Raw genomic sequence first — 21,178 nt, 5'->3', positions numbered from 1 at the left:
CGACCACAATTAAATATCGCACCGCTGACGTGCATTGAAAAATAGGGACAGTTCAGATTGGTGCAGTTTTGCGCGGCCGGCCCCGCGGGCGCGGCTGCAGCGGCCGCTCAGTGCGCGCAGCCAGTGCGGCGAGGAAGGCGGCGTCGCCCAGCGCCCAGCCCTTGAGCGTGGCGTCCATCAGGCTGCGCGCCTGGGCCTCGGGGAGCCCCGCCTCCAGCCGGGCGCGGTGCGCGAGCTCACGCTCGAAGGGCGTGTTGCCGGTGGCCCAGAACAGCGGGTGGTCCGTCACCAGCGGGTCGCGCCGGCGGCCCAGGTGGTGCGCGGCGCTGGACCACGGCCATTCCAGCGCGCTGGCACTGAGGCCCAGCCGCTGCGGCTGCCACTCCAGCAGCGTCAGCAGCGCGATGAAATGCCGCTGCGGCTGCGCCACCGTGGCGCGGTAGCGCCCTTCCCATAGGGTGCCCGCGCGGCCATGGCGGCGGTTGAAGGCCGCGACGTAGCGCCGGCCCAGCGCCTGCACGGCGGCGCTCAGGCCCGCGTCGGTGTCGGGCGTGAGCAGCAGCTGCAGGCTGTCCTCCAGCAGCACGTAGCCGTGCAGCGCCACGCCATGCTCGCGCAGCGCCTCGCGCAGCATCTGCAGGCAGCGCTGCCGGTCCTCGTCGTCGACGAACAGCGCCTGCCCGGCATTGCCGCGCAGGACGAGGTGGTGCAGGTGCCCGGCCAGCGCCAGGCGGGGGAGACGGGCCATGCGGGGAAGGTCTAGAGCGGGGAGTCGAAGGCCGGCGCCCCGGTCAGCCGCGCGTGCTCGCGCAGCGCGAAACGGTCGGTCATGCCGGCGATGTAGTCGGCCACGGCGCGCGGCCGGTCAGCGCGCTGCGCGAAATCGGGCGGCATTTCCGAGGGCCGGTCCAGGTACGCCGCCACCAGCGCCCGGACGACCTCCTTGGCGCGCCCCGTGGTCTCCATCACCCGCGGATGGCGGTAGAGGTGGCGCATGAGAAAGCTCTTCAGCTGCCGGCTCTCCTCGCGCATGGCGTCGCTGAAGCACACCAGCGGCGGCGCATGGCGCACGTCGTCGGCGCTGCGGGGCGCGTACTTCTCCAGCCGCGCCTGCGTGGCGCCGATCACGTCGTAGATCTGCTGCGAGAGCATGCGGCGGATGGCCTCGAACAGCAGCCGCCGCCCGGCCAGCGTCGGGTGCTCCGCGAGCGCCGAGTCGTGGAAGCGCGCGAACAGCGGCACCGCCCTCACCTGCTCGATGGTGAGCAGCCCCGAGCGCACGCCGTCGTCGATGTCGTGCGCGTTGTAGGCGATCTCGTCGGCCAGGTTGGTGAGCTGCGCCTCCAGCGAAGGCTGGGTGCCCTCGATGAAGCGCCGCGCCACGCCGCCGGGCTCCTGCGCCTCCAGCTTGCGGGCGTTCGACGGGCTGCAGTGCTTGAGGATGCCCTCGCGGGTCTCGAAGCTCAGGTTCAGGCCGTCGTACTCGGGGTAGCGCTGCTCCAGCTGGTCCACCACGCGCAGGCTCTGCAGGTTGTGCTCGAAGCCGCCGTGCCCGCGCAGCGCGTCGTTGAGCGCGTCCTGCCCGGCGTGGCCGAAGGGCGTGTGGCCCAGGTCGTGCGCCAGCGCGATGGCCTCCACCAGATCCTCGTCCAGGCGCAGCGTGCGCGCGATGGAGCGGCCGAGCTGCGCCACCTCCAGCGAGTGCGTCAGCCGCGTGCGGTAGAGGTCGCCCTCGTGGTTGAGGAAGACCTGCGTCTTGTAGACCAGGCGCCGGAACGCCGTGCTGTGGACGATGCGGTCGCGGTCGCGCTGGTATTCGCTGCGCGTGGGCGCGGCCGTCTGCGGGTGGCGCCGCCCGCGCGAGCGGGCCGGGTCGCTGGCATAGGGCGCCAGGGGCATGGGCAGTTCCTTCCGTGTCAAGCCTTGCGGGAAACGGCCGGCCCGGCGGCGCGCCCGGGGGCCGGGCTCAGGCGCTGCAGGCCTGGATCACCTCGCGCACCACGCTCTCCGGCGCGCCGCGCTGCACCGCCTTGCCCAGGCCGTCGATGAGCACGAAGCGGATCTCGCCGGCCAGCGCCTTCTTGTCCAGCCGCATCAGGGCCAGCCACTGCTCGATGGGCAAGGCCGGCGCCTGCACCGGCAGCCCGGCGCGCTCCACCAGGCGCCGCATGCGCGCGGGGAAGTCGGCCTCGACCAGGCCCAGCCGCGCCGACAGCTCGGCCGCCATCACCATGCCGCAGCCCACGGCCTCGCCGTGCAGCCACTCGCCGTAGCCCATGCCGGCCTCGATGGCGTGGCCGAAGGTGTGGCCGAAATTCAGGATCGCGCGCAGGTCGCTCTCGCGCTCGTCGGCCGCCACCACCTGCGCCTTGATCTCGCAGCTGCGCTGCACCGCGTGCGACAGCGCCGCCTTGTCCAGCGCGCGCAGCGCGTCGAGGTTGCGCTCGGTCCAGTCCAGGAACGCCGGGTCGGCGATGGGGCCGTACTTGATGACCTCGGCCAGGCCCGCGGAGAGCTCGCGCGCCGGCAGCGTGTCCAGCACGTCCAGGTCGCAGATCACGCGCCGCGGCTGGTAGAAGGCGCCGACCATGTTCTTGCCGCGCGGGTGGTTGACGGCGGTCTTGCCGCCCACCGAGGAGTCCACCTGCGCCAGCAGCGTGGTGGGCACCTGCACGAAGGGCACGCCGCGCATGTAGCAGGCGGCGGCGAAGCCGGTGATGTCGCCCACCACCCCGCCGCCCAGCGCGTACAGCACGGTGCGGCGGTCGCACTCCTGCTCCAGCAGCGCGTCGAAGATCAGGTTGAGCGTGTTCCAGTCCTTGTGGGCCTCGCCGTCGGGCAGCACCACCTGCAGCACGCGCTCGTGGTGGGCGCCGAGCGCCTCCTGCAGCCGCTGCGCGTACAGCGGCGCCACGGTGGTGTTGCTGACGATGAGCGCCTGCGACGCGCGCGGCAGGCCGCTCCAGGATTCGGGGTCGGACAGCAGGCCGCAGCCGATGCGGATGTCGTAGCTGCGCTCGCCGAGGTCGATGCGCAGGCGGCTCGGAGGGACGGGATTCATGCGGAAATTCTAGGCAGGGCCCGCTTCCGGGCCGTGGTGGGGGTCGATGGGCGAAGGCACGCGCGAGGCGTCCACCAGGCCGGCGAGCTCCAGCTGCATCAGGATCATCTGCAGCAGCGCCGGCACCGAGGGCCGCCCGGTCTCGATCACGAAATGTGCCGTGCGCAGGTACACGCCATCGCGCTCTCGGAACAGGTCGCGCAGCCGCTTGAGCGGGTCCTTGACCTGCAGCAGCGGGCGCGAGGTGTCGTGGCGCAGGCGGCGGAACAGGTCTTCCGGCGTGGAGCGCAGGTAGATCACGTGCGAGCGCTCGCGCAGCATCTGGCGGTTCTGCTCCCGCAGCGGCGCGCCGCCGCCGGTGGCCAGCACGCACTCGCCCCCGCGCGTGAGCCGGTCGATCTGCTGGCTCTCCATGTCGCGGAAGGCCGGCTCGCCATGCAGCTCGAAATAGGAGCGGATCGACATGCCGATCTGCACCTCGATCTCGTGGTCGGAGTCGTGGAAGGGCAGGCCGAGCTGCCGGGCGAGCTGGCGCCCGACGGTGGACTTGCCACCGCCGGGCATGCCGACGAGGGAGATCAGGGGCACGGCGCGAAGGGCGGCGAAGAGGCGCTGCGGGCTGCGAAAAGGCGCGAGTATGACGCGCCCCCACCTTCGTCCCGCTGACGCGTCAGCGTGCGGGCGTGCCGGGCGCGACCACGCGCGGCGTGAGGAACACCAGCAGTTCCGTCTTGTTCTCCAGCCGCACGGTGTCGCGGAACAGCGCCCCGATGCCCGGCAGGTCGCCCAGCAGCGGCACCTTGTTGACGTCGCGGCGCTCCTCCTGCGTGAGGATGCCGCCCAGCGACACGGTGCCGCCGTCCTCCACCAGCACCTGCGTGCGCACGCGCTTGGTGTTCACGGCCGGGCCGGTGGGCGTGATCGCGCCGCGGCTGTCCTTGCTCACGAGCACGTCCAGGATCAGCTGGCCTTCGGGCGTGATCTGCGGCGTGACTTCCAGGCGCAGGCTGGCCTTCTTGAATTCCACCTGCGTGGCGCCGCTGGAGGTGCCGGAGGCGTACGGGATCTCCTCGCCCTGCTCGATCTCGGCCTTCACCTGGTCGGCCGTGAGCACGCGCGGGCTGGACACCACGCGCCCGCGCCCGTCGGCTTCCAGCGCCGAGAGCTCCAGGTTGAGGAAGCGGTGCGCCGACGGGCTGAAGAGCGTGAGCGCGAAGGTGGCGGCCGGCGCCGTGGTGCCCAGCGCGCCGGTGTTGGCCGGCAGGCTGACGAAGCGGCTGTCGGCGTAGGCGGCGGTGGCGCCCTGCCCCGTGGCGGCGCCCACCGCGTCGTAGTTGCCGCCCGGGGCGATGCCGTTGCCGCCGCCCAGCCCGAAGCCGGGCCGCTGGCCCGCGGCGGCGCGCAGGTCCGTGGCGCCCAGCCGCACGCCCAGCGCGCGGCCGAAGCGCTCGTCCGCCTCGACGATGCGCGCCTCGATCAGCACCTGCCGCACCGGTATGTCGATGCGCCCGATCAGCGCCTGCACTTCCACCAGCCGCGTGGGCACGTCGGTGACGAAGAGTTGATTCGTGCGCGGCTCGGCCAGCACGCTGCCGCGCGAGGACAGCAGCCGCGTGGCGGGCGGCGGCGCGGCCGTGCCGCCGAACAGCGGGGCCAGTGCCGCGGCGGTGGCCCCGCCGGGCGCGGGCGGCGATGCTGGGTTCTGTCCGGCCAGGGCGCGCGCCACCGCCTCGGACTTGGCGTAGTTGAGCTGGAAGGCGCGCGTCTGCAGCGGCTCCAGCTCGGCCAAGCGCTTCTGCGTCTCCAGCTCCGTCGCCTCGCGCGCCAGCACCTCCTCGCGCGGCGCCACCCACACCACCGCGCCGCTGCGGCGCATGGACAAGCCCTTGGTCTGCAGCACGGTCTCCAGTGCCTGGTCCCAAGGCACGTCCTTGAGCCGCAGCGTGACGGAGCCAGTGACGCTGTCGCTGGTGACGATGTTCAGCCCCGTGAACTCGGCAATCACCTGCAGCACCGCGCGCACCTCGATGTCGCGGAAGTTCAGTGACAGCCTTTCGCCACCGTAGCTGGCCGCCGCGCCGGGAATGGGGCGCGCGGCGGCTGAGGGCAGCGCCGCGGCCACCGCCGCCACGGCCGGGGCATCGGGCTGGGCCGGCGCCGCCGATGGCAGCGCGGCGGCCAGGAAAAGCACACACCCGGGGACTGCGCGGACTGCTCGAAGGCTCATCGTGGCGTCTCCTGCAGGGCCAGCGTGGTACTGCGCTCGGTCCAGGCGCCCTGGGCGTCCCGCACCCGTTCGTGCAGCGTGATCGCGCTTTCGGTGATGCGCACGACCCGGCCGCCGTGCGGGCCGCCGAGCCGGTCGCCGGGCTGCACCGTATGCAGCGTGCCCTGCGCGCGTACCAGCGCCAGCGTGCGGCCCTCGCGCACCAGGCTGCCCACCATGCGCAGCGATTCCAGCGGATAGGCCTCCAGCGGCGCGCCGGCGGGCGGCAGCGGTGCCGCGCCGGGCGCCGGGGACGCCGCCACGGCAACTGGCACCGGCGGGGGCGCCGGGGCCAGACGCTGCGGGTCGAAAGGGTCCGGCGCCTCGTGGCCCCGGTAAGGCGACGGCGACGGCGCCTCGGCCGCGGACCAGGGCGGCAGCGCGGGCGCCACCGCGGCCTGGCGCTCGCGGGCGATCCAGTCGCGCAGGTCCTGCGTGTCGTCGCCGCAGCCGGCCAGCATCACCGGAAACAGGAGGACGACCGCCGGGCGTTGCGGCCTCACGGCGTCGCTCCTGACACCGAGCCAGGCAACGCGGCCGGGCGCGGCGCCTCCGCGGCGTCCAGCCGGCGCCAGGCCCGCGCCGAGGCTTCGAGCGTCGCCACGGCCTCGCGGCTGCCGGCGCCCACCTGGAGCGCGTGCAGCGTCACGGGCGTCTCCAGCGCCGCCACGTCGGCGGCAAAGGCGCCCAGGGCGTGGAAGCGGCCCGAGAGCCGCAGCGCGATCGGCACCTCGGCCAGGTGGGCGCGGGGCTGCGCCGGCTCGGGGCGGATCAGCTCCACCTGCAGCCCGTGGCGCTGCGCCGCCAAGTGCAGTGCGGACAGCAGCGCGTCGAGCTGGCCCGGCGGCGGCAGGCGGCGCTCCAGGTCGGCAGCCAAGTCCTGCAGGTCCTGGCGGCGCTGCCGCAGCGGCGCGAGCTGCGCGGCTTGTGCCAGCTTGGCCGTGAAGGCCTGGCGCAGCGCCGTCTCCCGCTCGCGCGCCGCCGCCAGGTCGGCCCCGGCGCTGGCCGACAGCAGCCCCCACGCGGGCAGCGCCACGCCCAGCGCCACCAGGGTGCACAGCAGCCCGCGCGGCAGCGGCGGCCACAGCGCCGGGTCGCGCCAGTCCAGCGCGCGGAAGGCACCGGCCAGCCGGGCCGCGGTGAATGAGGTGGGCAGGAGGCTCATCGGTTTTCAGGCTCCGGCGCGGATGGCCGCGGGCGGCCCCGCCGTGGGGCCGGGCTGGACGGTCGGCGCCATGCCCGGGACGGCGCTGCTGGCGGCCAGGGATGGCGCGGAGGCGCCGGCATCCGCCGTGGCCGGCAGCGGCTGCAGTCGAAACTCCAGCGTGAAATCGAACAGCCGGCGCGCGTCGCGGCCGGCCGGCGCGGCGGCCTTGATCTCCACCAGCGCCACCCGCTGCAGCAGCGCCGTGTCCTGCGACAGGTTGTGCACCAGCGCCTGCACCTCGGCGCTGCCCTGCGCCACGCCGCCCAGCGTGAAGCGCTCCGCCTGCTGGCGCAGCATGGTGAGCTGCACGCCGTCGGGCGTGTGGCGCGCCAGGGCTTCCAGCAGCTGCGCGGGGCGGCGGCGCTCCCAGTGCAGGCCCTGCAGCCCCTGCACGCGGCCCTGCAGCGCGGTGAGCTCGGCACGCAGCCGGGCCGCGGCCGACAGCGGCGCGTCCAGCGCGGCGATCTCGGCCGACAGCAGCTCATTGCGCCGCTCCTGCGCCGCCGTGCGCTGCTGCAGCGCGGCGTAGCCCAGCAGCGCCGCCAGCAGGCCCAGGCCGGCCGCCGCGGCCAGCAGGACCTTGAAGACCTGGCGGCGCCGGCGCCGGCGCGACTCGCGGTAGGGAAACAGGTTGAGCAGCATCACGGTAGGAAGCGCCGCAGCGCCAGTCCGCAGGCCTTGAGGTAGCCCGGCGCCTCGCGCGGCAGCCACGCGGCGTGCACCGCCGCGCCGGGCGCCATGGCCGCGAAGGGATCGGCCACCCGGGTTTCGAAGCCGGTGAGCTGGCCCATGCGCACCGCCAGCCCGGGCAGCGCGGCGGTGGCACCGGCCAGCATCACGCAGCGCACCTGCTGGCAGGGGCCGCTGGTGAAGGCGATCGACAAGGCCCGCGCCAGCTCCTGCGCCAGGCCGTCCACGAAATCCGCCTGCAGCGCCGGTGCCAGGTCCTCGGGCACCGCGCCGTCCAGCTTCATCTGCTCGGCCACGTCGAAGCCCAGGCCGAGCTGGCGCGCGATCAGCCGGGTGTACTGCGCGCCGCCCACGGCCTGGTCGCGCTCGTAGAGAAGGTCCTCGCCGCGCAGCAGCTTCAGCGTGGTGGCGAAGGCGCCGATCTCGAACAGCGCCACCGGCGGCGTGCCGGCGCCTCGCGGGCCGGGGGCGATGGGCGCGTCCGCCTCACTTGCCTCGTCCACCTCGGGCAGCAGCGCCGCGCAGCGGGCCAGCGCGCGGTGGGCAGCGTGCGACTCCACGTCCAGCAGCACCGGCTCCAGCCCCCGCGGCCTCGGCCAGGCCCTGGCGGTCCTCCACCCGGTCCTTGCGCGAGGCCGCGGCCAGCACCTCCACGCCGCCCTCGCCGGCGCCCACGATGCAGAAGTCCAGGCTCATTTCCTCCGGCGCGAAGGGCAGGTGCTGCTGCGCCTCGACCGCCACCTGCTGCTCCAGCGCCGTCTCGGACAGCCCGGCGGGCAGGCGCAGGTGCTGCGTGATCACGGCGGAGGCCGGCAGCGCCAGCGCCACCCGGCGCGTGCGCGTGCCGCTGCGCTGCACCACACGCCGCACGGCCTCGGTGACGGCGTCGAAGTCCTCGATCTGGCCGTCGTTGATCCAGCCCTTGTCCAGCGGCTCGCGCGCCAGGCATTCCAGTACCGGCTGCCGGGCATCGCCGCTCAGCTCCACCAGCCGCACGCTGCTGCTGCCCAGGTCCACGCCGAGCAGCGGCGGCACCCCTTGCCCGGGGCGCCAGCGCCGCAGCAGTGCCTTTACTTCGGACCCCACGAGAAACGTGCCGTATCCATAAGTAACTGAATGCTATGCACCTGTGCCGAGGACGGCACTAGGGAAATGCCGGCTGGGCAGCGCCGGGCTACTGGTTCACGGGTTCCCCGCCGGGCTCGGGATTGCAGCGCGGCAACCGGCCGTGCAAGGGCCGTTTTCTATAATTCGACCCCTTTTCTGCCTGGCCGAGCCCGCCTCATGACCGAACCCGGGCGTCCGCCCTCCTCTTCTTCCGATCCCCGTTCCACCCCCGTGCGCCGCAGTCCCGTGGCGCGCTGGGTGCTGCGTCCGCTGATGCTGCTGCTGGGCGTTTCGGTGGCGTTGGCGCTGTCGGCGGCGGTGCTGGTGACCATCGCGCTGGCGGTGGCCTATCCGCAGCTGCCGCAGATTGACGGCCTGGCGGACTACCGGCCCAAGCTGCCCATGCGCATCTACTCCGCCGACGGCGTGCTGCTGGGCGAGTTCGGCGAGGAGCGCCGGCGCTTCATGCCCATCGCGCAGATCCCCAAGGTGATGCAGGACGCGGTGCTGGCCATCGAGGACGCGCGCTTCTACCAGCACGGCGGCGTGGACTACCTGGGCGTGATCCGCGCGGGCCTGGCCAACTTCGGCGAGGCCAAGAGCCAGGGCGCCTCCACCATCACCATGCAGGTGGCGCGCAACTTCTACCTCACCAGCGAGAAGACCTTCACGCGCAAGATCTACGAGATCCTGCTCGCGCTCAAGATCGAGCGGCAGCTCAGCAAGGAACGCATCCTGGAGCTGTACATGAACCAGATCTACCTGGGCCAGCGCGCCTACGGCTTCGCCGCCGCGAGCGAGACCTACTTCGGCAAGACGCTGGACAAGGTGAGCGTGGCCGAGGCCGCGATGCTGGCCGGGCTGCCCAAGGCGCCCTCGGCCTACAACCCCATCGCCAACCCGCGCCGCGCCACCATCCGCCAGCAGTACATCATCGAGCGCATGCTCGACGGCGGCTTCATCACGCAGGCCCAGTACGAGGAGGCCAAGCGCGAGCAGCTGCACTACCGCGCGCCCTCCGAGGTGGCCGTGCATGCCGAGTACGTGGCCGAGACGGCGCGCCAGCTCATGTTCAGCCAGTACGGCGACGAGGCCTACACGCGCGGCTTCAACGTGCAGCTCACGCTCGATGCCGAGGAGCAGCGCACGGCTTACCAGGCGCTGCGCCGTGGGCTCATGGACTACGAGCGGCGCCAGGTCTACCGCGGCCCCGAGGCCTACGTGGTGCTGCCTTCGGACCCCAAGGAGCTGGACCTGCGCATCGCCGAGGCCCTCAACGAGCACCCGGACAACGACGACCTGCGCGCCGCGGTGGTGCTCGAAGCCTCGCCGCGCAAGGTGGTGGCGGTGCTGCAGTCGGGCGAGTCGATCACGGTCACGGGCGACGGCCTCAAGCCGGTGGCCTCGGGGCTGTCGGACAAGGCCGCGGCGCAGAAGCAGATCCGCCGCGGCGCGGTGGTGCGCGCCGTCAAGGGGCCCAAGGACAGCTGGATGCTGACGCAACTGCCCGAGGTGGAAGGCGCCTTCGTGGCGCTGGACCCGCGCGACGGCGCCATCCGCGCCCTGGTGGGCGGCTTCGACTGGCGCAAGAACAAGTTCAACCACGTCACGCAGGCCTGGCGCCAGCCGGGGTCGAGCTTCAAGCCCTTCATCTACTCGGCGGCGCTGGAAAAGGGCTTCACGCCGGCCACCGTGGTCAACGACTCACCGCTGTTCTTCGACGCGGGCACGACCGGCAGCCAGCCCTGGGAGCCCAAGAACTACGACGGCACCTTCGACGGCCCGATGACGCTGCGCCGCGCGCTGGCCAAGTCCAAGAACATGGTCTCCATCCGCGTGCTGCAGCACGTGGGCACGCACAACGCGCAGCAGTGGATCACGCGCTTCGGCTTCGAGGCCGAGAAGCACCCGGCCTACCTGACCATGGCGCTGGGCGCAGGCTCGGTAACGCCGATGCAGATGGCCAGCGCCTATGGCGTGTTCGCCAACGGCGGGCACCTGCTCAACCCGGTGCTCATCCGCCGCGTCACCGATGCCGACGGCCGCGTGCTGCACGACAGCCCGCCGCAGGCGCTCACGGAGGAAAACCGCGTGCTCAACGCGCGCAACGCCTTCGTGATGGACACGCTGCTGCAGGAGATCACGCGCTCGGGCACCGCCGCCAAGGCGCAGGCCACGCTCAAGCGCCCCGACCTCTACGGCAAGACCGGCACCACCAACGACGCGATGGACGCCTGGTTCGCCGGCTTCCAGCCCTCGCTGGTGTCGGTGGTGTGGATCGGCTACGACCAGCCGCGCAAGCTCGGCGACCGCGAAACCGGCGGCGGCCTGGCGCTGCCGGTGTGGATCGAGTTCATGAGCCGTGCGCTGCGCGACGTGCCGGTGCAGGAGTACCAGCCGCCGCCGGGCGTGGTGAACCAGGGCGGCGAGTGGTTCTACGAGGAATACGCCCACGGCGAAGGCGTCACCGGCGTGGGGCTGGATCGTCCGCCGCAGGGCGCGGCACCGGCGGCTTCCGAGGAGGAGCGCAGCTCGATCCTGGACCTGTTCCGCCGCTGACGGCCCTCGGCCTTCCAGGCCGTCAAAAAGCGACGCCGGCCCTCGGGCCGGCGTTTTTCATGGGGGCCGCCGCACGCGCGGTGGCCGGGCATCAGCGCGTCAGGGCGCCGTGAAGCGCAGCGGCTTGCCGCCCTGGGTGCTGGCGGCCTCGGAGAGCACGTCGAAGAAGTCGCGCCCTTCGCGCTCGATCCAGCGGCCGTCGACGTGCTTGAAGTGGTAGCCGCCGCTGCGCGCGGCCAGCCACAGCTCCTGCAGCGGCGGCTGCGTGTTGAGGACGATCTTGCTGCCGCCGGGAAAGGCCAGCTCCAGCAGGCCGCCGGTGCGGGCGGCGTCGATGTCGATCACGTCGTCCTGCAGCCAGCGGTCGATCTGCGCTTCCACGCTGGCCAGCACGGCGTGGCTGAGGCGGTGATAGTCGGCGTCCGAAAGGCGCTGTGCGGGGGTGTCGCTCATGGCGGTCGGTAAAATTTCCAGATGAATACGAAGTTCCGATCGAGTGTAGCGGTGCCCCGCACCCGCACCGCGGCCAAGCTGCTGCTGGCCGTGGGTGCATTGGCGAGCCTCGCGGCCTGTGGCCAGAAGGGGCCGCTGCGCCTGCCCGAGAACCCGCCCGCGGCGGCCGCGCCTGCGGCCTCTGCGCCGGCAAGCAACCCGGGAGCGACGCGATGAGCGCCCTGCCCGGAGCCCCCTTCCTGCAGCGCCGCGCCGATGGCCGGCTGTACTTCGAGGACTGCGCGCTGGACGCGCTCGCACGCGAGCACGGCACGCCGCTGTACGTCTACTCGCGCGGCGCGATGCGCGCGGCGCTGGCGGCCTACGAGAAGGCCCTGGCAGGGCGCGCGCACCTGCTGTGCTACGCCATGAAGGCCAACTCCAGCCTGGCGGTGCTGCAGCTCTTCGCGCAGGCCGGCTGCGGCTTCGACATCGTCTCCGGCGGCGAGCTGCAGCGCGTGCTGGCCGCGGGCGCCGATGCCGGCAAGGTGGTGTTCTCGGGCGTGGGCAAGACGCCCGCCGAGATGCGCCAAGCGCTGCAGGCCGGCGTGCGCTGCTTCAACGTCGAGAGCGAGGCCGAGCTCGACCGGCTGTCGCAGGTGGCACAGGGCATGGGCCGGCGCGCACCGGTGAGCCTGCGCGTCAATCCGGACGTGGATGCCAAGACGCACCCCTACATCTCCACCGGCCTCAAGGGCAACAAGTTCGGCATCAGCCACCAGCGCGCGCTGGACGTCTACAAGCACGCCGCGGCGCTGCCGGGCCTGGAGGTCGTGGGCATCGACTGCCATATCGGCTCGCAGATCACCGAGATCGGCCCGTACCTGGACGCGCTGGAGCGCGTGCTGGACTTGGTGGAGGCGGTGGAGGCGCAAGGCATCACGCTGCACCACCTGGACCTGGGCGGCGGACTGGGCATCACCTACACCGACGAAGCGCCGCCCACGCCGGATGCGCTGGTGACGGCGCTGCTGGAGCGCATCGACGCGCGCGGGCACGGTCACCGCGAGATCCTGATGGAGCCCGGGCGCTCGCTGGTGGGCAACGCCGGCGTGCTGCTGACCGAGGTGCAGTACCTCAAGCCTTCGGAAGTCGAGGGCAAGCACTTCTGCATCGTGGACGCGGCCATGAACGACCTGATGCGCCCGGCGATGTACGAAGCCTGGATGGGCATCGTGCCGTGCGTCGAGCGTGCCGGCGAAGCGGCCGAGACCTGGGACGTGGTGGGGCCGGTGTGCGAGTCCGGCGACTGGCTGGGCCGCGAGCGCACGCTGGCCGTGCGCGAGGGCGACGTGCTGGCCGTGCTGTCCGCGGGCGCCTACGGCATGAGCATGGCGAGCAACTACAACACCCGGCCGCGCGCGGCGGAGGTGATGGTCGAGGGCTCGCAGGCCTGGTGCATCCGCGAGCGCGAGAAGGTGGAAGACCTGTTCGCGCACGAGCGGCTCATCGGCTGAGCATCGCTGCCGCCAAGGCGAAAGCCGCCGCGCCTGCGAGGGACCGGCGGCTTTTTTGCGAGCCTGGCGTTGCCTGCGCAACGGCTCATGAAAAAAGGCGTCCCGAAGGACGCCTTGAGGCAAGGGCCGGACGGGCCGGCCCGCAATTTCTGATTCTGTGCGATCAGAAGGCCTTGCGCAGGCCCAGCTGGAACACTTGCTTCTCCAGGACGGCGTCCTTCAGGTCGCCGGTGGACTGGCCGTAAGCCGTGTACAGCGTGGTCAGCTTCGACAGGGCGTAGGTGGCGCCGATGCCGACGCGGCCCAGGGTGCGGTCCAGACCGGCGGCGTTCTCGTACTTGGCCTGGGTGTAGTTGGCAGCCAGGGTGATGGCGCCGAAGGGCACGGAAACGCCCACGGTGCCAGCACGCAGCTTGTTGGCGACGAAGGCAGCGCCACCGACCGCCGGGATGGTCAGGCTGCCGATCTGGGAACCGTTGCCGGCACCGCCGGGCGCGCCGGAGCCGATGGTCAGGTCCTTGCCCTGCTGGAAGCCGCCAAACAGCTTGACCACGCCGAAGTCGTAGTTGGCGCCCAGCTCAACGATCTTGTTGACGTTGCTCAGGCCACCGACCGGCACGCGGGCATGGCTCTGCTCGTAGGACAGACCCACGTTCAGCGGACCGTTGGCATACGTGCCCTTCACGCCTTGATAGCGGTCAGACACGCCTTCGCCAGCAGCCACCATGCCTTGCACGCGGAAGCCCGCGAAGCTCGGCGAGATGTACTGCACGGCGTTGTCCTGACGCACGGCGTCGATGAACAGCGGCAGGCGGCTCGTGCCCGTCGGCGCAGCCAGCGTGCCGGCCGTGGCGTAGCCGCCGCCGCCGCCCGGGTTCAGGATGGTGGCGTTGCCGAACGGGTTGGTCAGCAGCTGCACTTCGTCATGCAGGGTGTACTGGCGGCCCAGGCGGACTTCGCCCAGGGTGGCGGAAGCCAGCGACACGAAAGCCTGGCGGCCGAACAGGCGGCCGTTCTGGCCAGACGCGCCGTTGTCGGACGTGAAGCCCGACTCCAGCACCACGTTGGCCTTCAGACCCGAACCCAGGTCCTCGGCAACACGCAGGCCCCAGCGCGAGCCCGGACCCCAATCGTTGCCGTCGGACAGCTTGTTGATGTCAGAGCCGGCAGCCGTGCCGAGCGAGGCGGAATCGCCAGCCTTGATGAACTGATAGTTGAGGTCCAGCAGACCATACAGCGTGACCGACGACTGGGCCGAAGCAGCACCGGCGAACGCGCCCAGCGCGGCCAGGGCGATCAGAGATTTCTTCATTTGCAGTATCTCCAGGGTTGTTGACAAGAGGTCCCGATACGGCGCCCTGACGGTGGGCGCTTGAGTGCTGATCAGGCCAACCTCCTCAGCGGAAGCTGGCGCTATTGCACCAGACGGTCTTTCCGATTGCCAAGGAAAGCGGCCAAAAAGCGAACAAGCCTGTTGCCTGCGCACAACGGGACTCCCCCTTTCACCGCAGTGCCATACTCCCGGGATTTCCATCGCAACCAGGCCCATGTCCCGTTCGCTCAGTGCTCTCGATCTCTGGCTGACTTCACTCGACCGGGCGCTGCGCACCGTCACCAGCAGCGTGCACGCGGCACAGCCGACGCCGGTTGCCGCCGGCACGGGCGCTGAGCCGGCCATGCTCAGCGAGGAGCAAAAACGCGAGGCTGGTGCGCTCATGCGCGTCAACCATGTGGGAGAGGTCTGCGCCCAGGCGCTGTACCAGGCGCAGGCGCTGACGGCGCGCTCGCCATCGTTGCGCGAGCAAATGGCGCAGGCCGCGCGCGAGGAAATCGACCATCTGGCCTGGACGCAGCAGCGGCTGGACGAACTGGGCTCGCGCCCGAGCCTGCTCAACCCGCTGTGGTACGCCGGCGCCTTCGGCATCGGGATGCTCGCAGGACGGCTGGGTGACCGCGTGAGCCTGGGCTTCGTGGTGGAAACCGAGCGTCAGGTGGAGCAGCACCTGGCGAGCCACCTGCAGCGGCTGCCCGAAGTTGATGTCGCCTCGCGCGCCATCGTCGAGCAGATGAAGGTGGACGAGGCGCGCCACGCCGACAACGCGCTGGCCGCCGGCGGCATGGAGCTGCCCGCACCGGTGCGTGGCCTCATGCGCGCCGCAGCCAAGGTGATGACCACCACGGCGCACTACATCTGAGCCGAACGGCGGCGCGCCGGTACGGCATCAGGACATCAGGCTTCGACGATCTCGTAGCCCGTCGTCACCTCGGCGGTGCGGCCGAGCATGATGGTGGCCGAGCAGTACTTCTCGTGTGACAGCGCAATGGCGCGCTCCACTGCCGCGGCCGGCAGCTTGCGGCCGCTGACGACGAAGTGAAGGTGAATCTTGGTGAACACCTTGGGGTCCGTCGTCGCGCGCTCGGAGCTGACTTTGAGCTGGCAGCCGCTGACCTCGTGCCGACCGCGCTTGAGGATCAGTACCACGTCGTACGCGGTGCAGGCGCCAGCGCCGGCCAGCAGGGTTTCCATCGGGCGCGGCGCCAGGTTGCGCCCGCCGCCGTCTGGGGCGCCATCCATGGTCAGCAAGTGGCCACTGCCCGTCTCGGCCACGAAAGCCATGCCGCTGGCGGGCACCCAGTTGATCGTGCATTCCATCGTCGCAAGCCCACGCCGGGGCGTCCTGTCTGAAAAGCGTGCATTCTGCAACGCACCCCGCCGGGAACCGGTGGTGGTATGCGGGTTTTTGCGGATGGAGATATTGCATCGCAGCACAAACGTGGATACACTGAAGGCGTTGTCTGCATCGGGACATTCCCGAAGTTGGCAGATGCAGGTTGTCTCCTCCACCTCCTCCATTGGTGGATTCAAGCCCAGGGCAAACCCCCTGGGCTTTTTTTTGGCCGCATGGACCGCGGCGCGCGTGCCTCCGGGGCCGGTTGGCGACGGCGCTTATGATCCGGCGCCCTGTTACACAGACACAGCCCGAGGAGCATCGCCCATGGTCGGCCGCCGACCCCCTGTCCAGAGCCGCAAGGCAGCGGCCTCCGCGCCGGACTATCTCAAGAAGATCCTGACCGCCAAGGTCTACGACGTGGCGGTGGAATCGCCGCTGGATTTGGCGCGCAACCTCTCGCGCCGCCTGGGCAACCAGGTGCTGCTCAAGCGCGAGGACCAGCAGCCGGTGTTCAGCTTCAAGCTGCGCGGCGCCTACAACAAGATGGCGCACCTCTCGGCCGAGCAGCTCGCGCGCGGCGTGATCTGCGCCTCCGCTGGCAACCACGCGCAGGGCGTGGCGCTGGGGGCCAAGCGGCTGGGCTGCAAGGCCGTGATCGTGATGCCCGTGACCACCCCGCGCGTGAAGATCGACGCCGTGCAGCAGCTCGGCGGCGAGGTGGTGCTGCACGGCGACAGCTATTCCGACGCCGCGCTGCACGCCAGCGCGCTGGAAAAGGAGCGCGGCCTCACCTTCGTGCACCCCTTCGACGACCCGGACGTCATCGCCGGCCAGGGCACCATCGCCATGGAGCTGCTGCGCCAGCACCAGGGTCCGCTGGACGCGGTGTTCGTGGCCATCGGTGGCGGCGGCCTCATCAGCGGCGTGGCGGCCTACATCAAGGCGGTGCGCCCGGAGATCCAGGTCATCGGCGTGCAGAGCGTCGATTCCGACGCCATGGTGCGCTCGGTGCGCGCCAAGAAGCGCGTGCAGCTCAGCGACGTGGGCCTGTTTGCCGACGGCACGGCGGTCAAGCTGGTGGGCGAGGAGACCTTCCGCATCGCGCGCGAGCTGGTGGATGACTTCGTGGTGGTGGACAACGACGAGGTCTGCGCCGCCATCAAGGACGTGTTCCAGGACACGCGCAGCATCGTCGAGCCCTCCGGTGCCATGGGCGTGGCGGCAATCAAGAAGTACGTCGACCAGCACAAGCTCAAGGGCCGCACCTTTGCCGCCATCACCTGCGGCGCCAACATGAACTTCGACCGGCTGCGCTTCGTGGCCGAGCGCGCGGAGGTCGGCGAACACCGCGAGGCGCTGTTCGCGGTCACCATTCCCGAGGAACGCGGCTCGTTCCGGCGCTTCTGCGAGGCCATCGGCACGCCGGCGCATCCGCGCCAGGTCACGGAGTTCAACTACCGCATCTCCGACCAGCAGGTGGCGCACGTGTTCGTGGGCATCGGCATCAGCAAGCGCGAGGAGGCCGACAAGCTGGCGCGCAACTTCGAGCGCCACGGCTTCACCACGCTGAACCTGACCGACGACGAGCTGGCCAAGCAGCACCTGCGCCACATGGTGGGCGGGCGCTCCGAACTGGCCCGCGACGAGCGGCTGTTCCGCTTCACCTTCCCCGAGCGGCCGGGCGCGCTGCTGCGCTTCCTGGAGGCGATGCAGCCGGACTGGAACATCAGCCTCTTCCACTACCGCAACCAGGGCGCCGACTACGGCCGCATCCTGGTAGGCATCCAAGTGCCGCGCGGCGATCGCGCCGCGCTCAAGCGCTTCCTCGACACGCTGGACTATCCCTGCGTGGACGAGACCGACAACCCGGTCTACCGCCTCTTCCTGCGCTGAAGCGCCCTGGCGTGCGCAAGGCCCGGCGGGCCTTTCACCGCCCGCCCTGCGGGGCGGGTGCGGCGTGTCAGCCGCCCTGCCCTTGCGCCGGATCGGCCGGCTCCGCCTCCTGCTGCACCGGGGCCTCCTGCACCGGCATGTCCTGCGGCAGGTCCTGAGGCATCTGCTGCTGCGGGATCTGCTGCCGCGCCATGCCTGGCGGCATCTGGCCCGGCGGCAGGTTGCGCGGCGCGGCGCCGTTGGGCGGCAGCCGGCCGGGCTGCGCCGCCGCGGCCGGTTCATCGCTGCCGGCCGCCGGCAGCGTGCCGGTGCTGGCCACGGGCGGCGGCGGCAGCTCCAGCTGGACCTGAGCATTGCCGCCGCGCGGGCCCAGCGAGGCGCCGCGCGTGCGCACCGACTGCAGCACCCAGCGATCGTCCACGGCCCCGCCGACGCGGTAGGTGCGCGCGGGCTTGCCGTCCACGGCGATCACGGCCAGGCCCTCGGTGTCGCCGCCATTGCCGCGCGGAGCCACCACGCCCACGAGCTGGAAGCGGCCGGCGTCCGCCGACACCGGCGCTTCCTCGGCCGCAGCCGGTGCGTCGTGGCCCAGCAGCCGGTCCAGGTCGCCGCGCGCGCCCGCGGCGGTGGACACCGGCACCGCCTGCCTGGGCACGGACGGGGCGCGGGCGCCAAGCCGCAGCCCCCAGAACACGATCGTGGCGGCAACGGCGGCCCAGAGCAGGAAGGCGGTCAGGCGGGCTTGCATGCGGCGATTATCATGGCGCCCCCTTGACTTGCGTGGTAGCCATGCCTGTTTCTTCTTCCAAACCGCGGCGCGAGCGCGGCTTCACGCTCATCGAGCTGATGGTGGTGCTGGTGATCATCGGCGTGCTGGCGGCGCTGATCGTGCCCAACGTGCTCAACCGTGCCGACGATGCCCGCGTGACCGCCGCGCGCACCGACGTCAACAACCTGATGCAGGCTCTCAAGCTCTACAAGCTCGACAACCTGCGCTACCCGGAAGCGAGCCAGGGCCTGGAAGCGCTGGTGCGCAAGCCCACCACCGGCACCGTGCCGCCCAACTGGCGCGCGTACGTGGAGAAGCTGCCCAACGACCCCTGGGGCCGGCCCTACCAGTACGTGAACCCGGGCGTGAAGGGCGAGGTGGACGTCTTCAGCTTCGGCGCCGACGGCCAGCCCGGCGGCGAAGGCAACAACGCCGACGTCGGCTCCTGGCAGTAAACGCCCTGGCCCGGCGGTACCCTTTCCGCCTTCCCCCTCCGGCAGCCACCATGACCCGCAGGCAGCGCGGCTTCACGCTCATCGAGCTGATGGTGGTGGTGGCGATCATCGCCATCGCCGCCGGCGTCAGCAGCCTGGCGCTGCGCGATGCCGACGCCAAGACGCTGGACCAGGAGGCGGCGCGGCTGTCCGCGCTGCTGGAATCGGCCCGCGCCCAGGCGCGCGCGGCCGGGCTGCCGGCGCGCTTCGAGCTGGCCTCGGCCGGCAACACCGACGGCGCCTTCCGCTTCGTCAACCTGCCCCCCGCGGTGAAGATGCCCACGCAGTGGCTCGACAGCCGCACCAGCGCCGAGATCCTGGGCGCGCGCGCGCTGCGCCTGGGGCCCGAGCCGCTGATCGGAGCGCAGCGCCTCGTGCTGCGGCTGGCGGAGCGCAACCTGACGCTGGCCACCGACGGCCTGGGGCCCTTCGTCGTCGTGGAGACGCCGCGGCCATGAACATGAAGCGCGCTGCCCGGGGCTTCACGCTCATCGAGGTGCTGGTGGCGCTGGCCATCGTGGCCATCGCGCTGGGCGCGGGCATGAAGGCCGCGGGCGCGCTGGGCAACAACGCGCAGCGCCTGGCCGAGGTCAGCGCCGCGCAGTGGTGCGCCCAGAACCAGCTCACCGAGCAGCGCCTGCAGCGCGCCTTCCCCGGCATCGGCGATACCGATTTCGCCTGCGAGCAGCTCGGTCGCCGCTACAACGGCCTTCAGAAGGTGCGCCAGACGCCCAATCCCAACTTCCGGCGCGTGGACGCGGTGGTCAGCGACGAATCCGGCCAGACGCTGCTGGTGATCTCCACCATCCTGTCGAGATGACGACCATGCGAGGACGCGCACGCGCGGGCGGTTTCACGCTGGTGGAGGTCCTGGTGGCGCTGCTGGTGATGTCGGTGATGGCCGGCCTGGCCTGGCGCGGCATCGACGGGCTGGCGCGTGCGCGCGAGGCCACCCAGGCCAACCTGGAAACCACCGAGCGCATCAACACCGTGGTCGCGCAGCTCGAGGCGGACCTGCAGGCGCTGTACGACCCCGACGCCAGCGCCGGCACCGCGGGCAGCGCCGGCAGCAGCGGCGGTGGCGGTCCGGTACCGGCGCTCTCCTGCGACGGCTCGACGCTGCGCCTGACCCGCGTGGCCGAAGGCGGCGTGCAGATGGTGGCGTGGCAGCTGCGCAGCCCGCTGTGGCTGCGCTGGGCCAGCCCCGCGGTCCAGCGCGCCGGCGAGCTGCAGGAGCAGTGGCTGCGCAGCCAGCAGCTGCTGGGCAACGAGACCGGGCAGCTGCGCCTGCTCGAAGGCGCCACCGGCATGCAGATCTATTTCTTCCGCGGCAACGCCTGGACCAACTGCCAGTCCAGCGCCGGCACGGCCGGCCAGATCCGGGGCGTGCGCGTGGTGCTCACACTCACGCAGCCGCGCGAGGGCACGATCACGCGCAGCATCGCCCTGGGGGCCCAGCCATGACGCGGCGCCACAGCCTCGGCGCCCCGGCGCGACGACCACGCCAGTCAGGCGCTGCGCTGCTGGTGGCAATGGTGCTGGTGACGGTGGTGACCACGCTGGCCGCGGGCATGGTGTGGCAGCAGTGGCGCGCGGTGGAGGTGGAGGCGGCCGAGCGCGCGCGCACGCAGTCGGCCTGGATCCTCAACGGCGCGCTGGACTGGGCGCGGCTGATCCTTCGGGAAGATGCGCGCACCAGCAAGGTGGACCATCTGGGCGAGCCCTGGTCCGTGCCGCTGGCCGAGGCGCGGCTGTCCACCTTCCTGGCTGCCGAGCGCAGCACCAATGCCGACGACGGCCCAGAGGCCTTCCTCTCCGGCGACATCACCGATGCGCAGTCGCGCTTCAACCTGCGCAACCTGGTGACCCAGGCCACCACCAGCCTCGGCTCGGGCACCACCACCAGCACCCCCTTCGTGCCCGACAAGGACCAGGTCGCCGTGCTGCAGCGGCTGCTGGGCACGGCGCTGGTGTCGCCGACCCTCGCGCTCCAGATCGCCAGCCAGCTGGCCCTGGTCCTGAACAACGACCCGCAGGCGCTGCTGTGGCCGCAAAGCTTCGACCAGCTCGGCTGGCTGGGGCTGGACGAGGCGGCCCGCGCCAAGCTCGCGCCGTGGGTCACGCTGCTGCCGCAGCCCACCAAGGTCAACGTCAACACCGCGCCCCGGGAAGTGCTGGCCGCCGTCATCCCGACGAACGGCATGGGGGCGGCCCAGGTGCTGGTACAGCAGCGCGAGCACCGGCCCTACGAGCAGAGCACCCTTGGCACGGCCGTGAGTCAGGCGCTGGGCCCGACTGCCACCCCGGTGCAGACGAACTGGCTGACCAACGCTTTGAGCGTCGAAAGCAATTACTTCGAAGTGCGCGGCCGGCTGCGGCTGGGCGACCAGGTGCTGGTGGAGCGCTCGCTGGTGGAGCGCAACGGCACGGGACCGAACAATCTGCCCGTCCTGCGGCGCGAGCGCATCAACGTCACCGCCGATCCCGCTGCGCTCCGTTAACGTGGCGGTT

Annotated in this window: 22 protein-coding genes and 1 pseudogene; 10 read left to right on the top strand and 13 right to left on the bottom strand. The window is 71.6% G+C overall.

All coding sequences use genetic code 11. From position 1 onward, the window contains the following. Nucleotides 1-52: 52 nt before the first annotated feature. The 9 genes and pseudogenes from H537_RS0128360 to pilM all read right to left on the bottom strand — a co-directional run bounded on the left by H537_RS0128360 (nucleotide 53) and on the right by pilM (nucleotide 8,289). Nucleotides 53-748 (bottom strand): transposase, encoded by a 696-nt coding sequence (locus tag H537_RS0128360; RefSeq protein WP_029000558.1) that lies wholly within the window; start codon nucleotides 746-748, stop codon nucleotides 53-55. Between the two features lie 11 nt (nucleotides 749-759). Then, on the bottom strand, nucleotides 760-1,899 hold the full coding sequence (locus H537_RS0128355) for a deoxyguanosinetriphosphate triphosphohydrolase (protein ID WP_029000557.1): 1,140 nt from the start codon (nucleotides 1,897-1,899) through the stop codon (nucleotides 760-762). Nucleotides 1,900-1,966: 67 nt separating this feature from the next. Beyond that, nucleotides 1,967-3,061: a 3-dehydroquinate synthase gene (gene aroB / locus H537_RS0128350; RefSeq protein ID WP_029000556.1), complete on the bottom strand. Its 1,095-nt coding sequence runs from the start codon at nucleotides 3,059-3,061 to the stop codon at nucleotides 1,967-1,969. 9 nt (nucleotides 3,062-3,070) lie between these two features. Further along, the gene (locus H537_RS46020; RefSeq protein ID WP_259375248.1) at nucleotides 3,071-3,649 is read right to left on the bottom strand and encodes a shikimate kinase; all 579 of its coding nucleotides are present in this window, start codon (nucleotides 3,647-3,649) and stop codon (nucleotides 3,071-3,073) included. Nucleotides 3,650-3,731: 82 nt separating this feature from the next. Then, complete coding sequence (locus tag H537_RS46015; RefSeq protein ID WP_084151002.1) at nucleotides 3,732-5,288, bottom strand: type IV pilus secretin PilQ; 1,557 nt, start codon at nucleotides 5,286-5,288, stop codon at nucleotides 3,732-3,734. Beyond that, a complete protein-coding gene (locus tag H537_RS0128335; protein WP_029000555.1) occupies nucleotides 5,285-5,830 on the bottom strand; it encodes a pilus assembly protein PilP in 546 nt (181 codons plus the stop codon). Before H537_RS0128335 ends, H537_RS46015 begins: the two co-directional genes overlap by 4 nt. Beyond that, a complete protein-coding gene (locus tag H537_RS46010) occupies nucleotides 5,827-6,492 on the bottom strand; it encodes a type IV pilus inner membrane component PilO (protein WP_051243408.1) in 666 nt (221 codons plus the stop codon). Before H537_RS46010 ends, H537_RS0128335 begins: the two co-directional genes overlap by 4 nt. A gap of 6 nt (nucleotides 6,493-6,498) precedes the next feature. Then, nucleotides 6,499-7,176: a PilN domain-containing protein gene (locus tag H537_RS46005; RefSeq protein WP_051243405.1), complete on the bottom strand. Its 678-nt coding sequence runs from the start codon at nucleotides 7,174-7,176 to the stop codon at nucleotides 6,499-6,501. Beyond that, nucleotides 7,176-8,289 (bottom strand): annotated as a pseudogene (pilM, locus tag H537_RS46000) (type IV pilus assembly protein PilM). The gene H537_RS46005 and the pseudogene pilM overlap by 1 nt, the downstream one beginning before the upstream one ends. A 219-nt stretch (nucleotides 8,290-8,508) precedes the next feature. On the opposite strand from pilM, the gene H537_RS0128315 reads away from it, so the two are divergent. Continuing rightward, nucleotides 8,509-10,890: a penicillin-binding protein 1A gene (locus H537_RS0128315; RefSeq protein WP_084151001.1), complete on the top strand. Its 2,382-nt coding sequence runs from the start codon at nucleotides 8,509-8,511 to the stop codon at nucleotides 10,888-10,890. Between the two features lie 99 nt (nucleotides 10,891-10,989). Here H537_RS0128315 and cyaY read toward each other — a convergent pair whose 3' ends face one another. Then, complete coding sequence (gene cyaY / locus H537_RS0128310; RefSeq protein ID WP_029000553.1) at nucleotides 10,990-11,343, bottom strand: iron donor protein CyaY; 354 nt, start codon at nucleotides 11,341-11,343, stop codon at nucleotides 10,990-10,992. A gap of 51 nt (nucleotides 11,344-11,394) precedes the next feature. Between cyaY and lptM the strand changes: the two genes are divergently transcribed. Next, on the top strand, nucleotides 11,395-11,559 hold the full coding sequence (lptM, locus tag H537_RS51605) for an LPS translocon maturation chaperone LptM (RefSeq protein ID WP_238446829.1): 165 nt from the start codon (nucleotides 11,395-11,397) through the stop codon (nucleotides 11,557-11,559). Beyond that, a complete protein-coding gene (gene lysA / locus H537_RS0128300; RefSeq protein ID WP_029000552.1) occupies nucleotides 11,556-12,839 on the top strand; it encodes a diaminopimelate decarboxylase in 1,284 nt (427 codons plus the stop codon). Before lptM ends, lysA begins: the two co-directional genes overlap by 4 nt. A 163-nt stretch (nucleotides 12,840-13,002) precedes the next feature. On the opposite strand, the gene H537_RS0128295 is transcribed toward lysA, so the two are convergent. Next, a complete protein-coding gene (locus tag H537_RS0128295; protein ID WP_084150999.1) occupies nucleotides 13,003-14,388 on the bottom strand; it encodes a porin in 1,386 nt (461 codons plus the stop codon). Between H537_RS0128295 and coq7 the strand changes: the two genes are divergently transcribed. Further along, entirely contained in the window at nucleotides 14,387-15,034 is a 648-nt protein-coding gene (gene coq7 / locus H537_RS0128290) for a 2-polyprenyl-3-methyl-6-methoxy-1,4-benzoquinone monooxygenase (RefSeq protein WP_029000550.1), read from the top strand. The two genes, H537_RS0128295 and coq7, sit on opposite strands and share 2 nt — an antisense overlap. A 35-nt stretch (nucleotides 15,035-15,069) precedes the next feature. Here coq7 and H537_RS0128285 read toward each other — a convergent pair whose 3' ends face one another. Further along, on the bottom strand, nucleotides 15,070-15,492 hold the full coding sequence (locus H537_RS0128285; RefSeq protein WP_029000549.1) for an OsmC family protein: 423 nt from the start codon (nucleotides 15,490-15,492) through the stop codon (nucleotides 15,070-15,072). A gap of 343 nt (nucleotides 15,493-15,835) precedes the next feature. Here H537_RS0128285 and ilvA point away from each other — a divergent pair, with 343 nt between their 5' ends. Continuing rightward, nucleotides 15,836-17,404 carry a threonine ammonia-lyase, biosynthetic gene (gene ilvA / locus H537_RS0128280; RefSeq protein ID WP_029000548.1) on the top strand — a complete coding sequence of 523 codons (1,569 nt, stop codon included), beginning with the start codon at nucleotides 15,836-15,838 and terminating at the stop codon, nucleotides 17,402-17,404. A 67-nt stretch (nucleotides 17,405-17,471) separates the two neighbouring features. Here ilvA and H537_RS55145 read toward each other — a convergent pair whose 3' ends face one another. Further along, nucleotides 17,472-18,152 carry a hypothetical protein gene (locus tag H537_RS55145; protein WP_051243399.1) on the bottom strand — a complete coding sequence of 227 codons (681 nt, stop codon included), beginning with the start codon at nucleotides 18,150-18,152 and terminating at the stop codon, nucleotides 17,472-17,474. 41 nt (nucleotides 18,153-18,193) lie between these two features. Between H537_RS55145 and gspG the strand changes: the two genes are divergently transcribed. The 5 genes from gspG to gspK are packed head-to-tail and all read left to right on the top strand — an operon-like array spanning nucleotide 18,194 to nucleotide 21,168. Further along, nucleotides 18,194-18,628, top strand: a complete 435-nt coding sequence (gspG, locus tag H537_RS0128270) for a type II secretion system major pseudopilin GspG (RefSeq protein WP_029000547.1) — start codon at nucleotides 18,194-18,196, stop codon at nucleotides 18,626-18,628. Nucleotides 18,629-18,678: 50 nt separating this feature from the next. Beyond that, a complete protein-coding gene (locus tag H537_RS0128265; RefSeq protein ID WP_029000546.1) occupies nucleotides 18,679-19,125 on the top strand; it encodes a prepilin-type N-terminal cleavage/methylation domain-containing protein in 447 nt (148 codons plus the stop codon). 2 nt (nucleotides 19,126-19,127) lie between these two features. Then, on the top strand, nucleotides 19,128-19,487 hold the full coding sequence (gspI, locus tag H537_RS0128260; protein WP_084150998.1) for a type II secretion system minor pseudopilin GspI: 360 nt from the start codon (nucleotides 19,128-19,130) through the stop codon (nucleotides 19,485-19,487). Nucleotides 19,488-19,492: 5 nt separating this feature from the next. Next, nucleotides 19,493-20,131 carry a type II secretion system protein GspJ gene (locus H537_RS0128255; protein ID WP_051243397.1) on the top strand — a complete coding sequence of 213 codons (639 nt, stop codon included), beginning with the start codon at nucleotides 19,493-19,495 and terminating at the stop codon, nucleotides 20,129-20,131. Beyond that, nucleotides 20,128-21,168: a type II secretion system minor pseudopilin GspK gene (gene gspK / locus H537_RS0128250; RefSeq protein WP_043460376.1), complete on the top strand. Its 1,041-nt coding sequence runs from the start codon at nucleotides 20,128-20,130 to the stop codon at nucleotides 21,166-21,168. The genes H537_RS0128255 and gspK overlap by 4 nt, the downstream gene beginning before the upstream one ends. Nucleotides 21,169-21,178 lie beyond the last annotated feature (10 nt).

The organism is Azohydromonas australica DSM 1124, assembly GCF_000430725.1.
GTDB lineage: Bacteria > Pseudomonadota > Gammaproteobacteria > Burkholderiales > Burkholderiaceae_C > Azohydromonas > Azohydromonas australica.
Note: the sequence above shows the minus strand (reverse complement) of the source record. Positions and strands in the feature narration are given on the sequence as shown.

Bases quoted from the DNA above. Each gene is read 5' to 3' on its own strand.
- ilvA (WP_029000548.1), top strand. From the start codon at position 15,836: ATGGTCGGCCGCCGACCCCCTGTCCAGAGCCGCAAGGCAGCGGCCTCC.
- cyaY (WP_029000553.1), bottom strand. From the start codon at position 11,343: ATGAGCGACACCCCCGCACAGCGCCTTTCGGACGCCGACTATCACCGC.
- H537_RS0128295 (WP_084150999.1), bottom strand. From the start codon at position 14,388: ATGGGCCTGGTTGCGATGGAAATCCCGGGAGTATGGCACTGCGGTGAA.
- aroB (WP_029000556.1), bottom strand. From the start codon at position 3,061: ATGAATCCCGTCCCTCCGAGCCGCCTGCGCATCGACCTCGGCGAGCGC.
- coq7 (WP_029000550.1), top strand. From the start codon at position 14,387: ATGTCCCGTTCGCTCAGTGCTCTCGATCTCTGGCTGACTTCACTCGAC.
- H537_RS0128315 (WP_084151001.1), top strand. From the start codon at position 8,509: ATGACCGAACCCGGGCGTCCGCCCTCCTCTTCTTCCGATCCCCGTTCC.
- H537_RS0128355 (WP_029000557.1), bottom strand. From the start codon at position 1,899: ATGCCCCTGGCGCCCTATGCCAGCGACCCGGCCCGCTCGCGCGGGCGG.
- lysA (WP_029000552.1), top strand. From the start codon at position 11,556: ATGAGCGCCCTGCCCGGAGCCCCCTTCCTGCAGCGCCGCGCCGATGGC.
- H537_RS0128255 (WP_051243397.1), top strand. From the start codon at position 19,493: ATGCGAGGACGCGCACGCGCGGGCGGTTTCACGCTGGTGGAGGTCCTG.
- gspG (WP_029000547.1), top strand. From the start codon at position 18,194: ATGCCTGTTTCTTCTTCCAAACCGCGGCGCGAGCGCGGCTTCACGCTC.
- H537_RS46005 (WP_051243405.1), bottom strand. From the start codon at position 7,176: ATGCTGCTCAACCTGTTTCCCTACCGCGAGTCGCGCCGGCGCCGGCGC.
- H537_RS46015 (WP_084151002.1), bottom strand. From the start codon at position 5,288: ATGAGCCTTCGAGCAGTCCGCGCAGTCCCCGGGTGTGTGCTTTTCCTG.
- H537_RS0128285 (WP_029000549.1), bottom strand. From the start codon at position 15,492: ATGGAATGCACGATCAACTGGGTGCCCGCCAGCGGCATGGCTTTCGTG.
- gspI (WP_084150998.1), top strand. From the start codon at position 19,128: ATGAAGCGCGCTGCCCGGGGCTTCACGCTCATCGAGGTGCTGGTGGCG.
- H537_RS46010 (WP_051243408.1), bottom strand. From the start codon at position 6,492: ATGAGCCTCCTGCCCACCTCATTCACCGCGGCCCGGCTGGCCGGTGCC.
- H537_RS0128360 (WP_029000558.1), bottom strand. From the start codon at position 748: ATGGCCCGTCTCCCCCGCCTGGCGCTGGCCGGGCACCTGCACCACCTC.
- H537_RS0128265 (WP_029000546.1), top strand. From the start codon at position 18,679: ATGACCCGCAGGCAGCGCGGCTTCACGCTCATCGAGCTGATGGTGGTG.
- gspK (WP_043460376.1), top strand. From the start codon at position 20,128: ATGACGCGGCGCCACAGCCTCGGCGCCCCGGCGCGACGACCACGCCAG.
- H537_RS55145 (WP_051243399.1), bottom strand. From the start codon at position 18,152: ATGCAAGCCCGCCTGACCGCCTTCCTGCTCTGGGCCGCCGTTGCCGCC.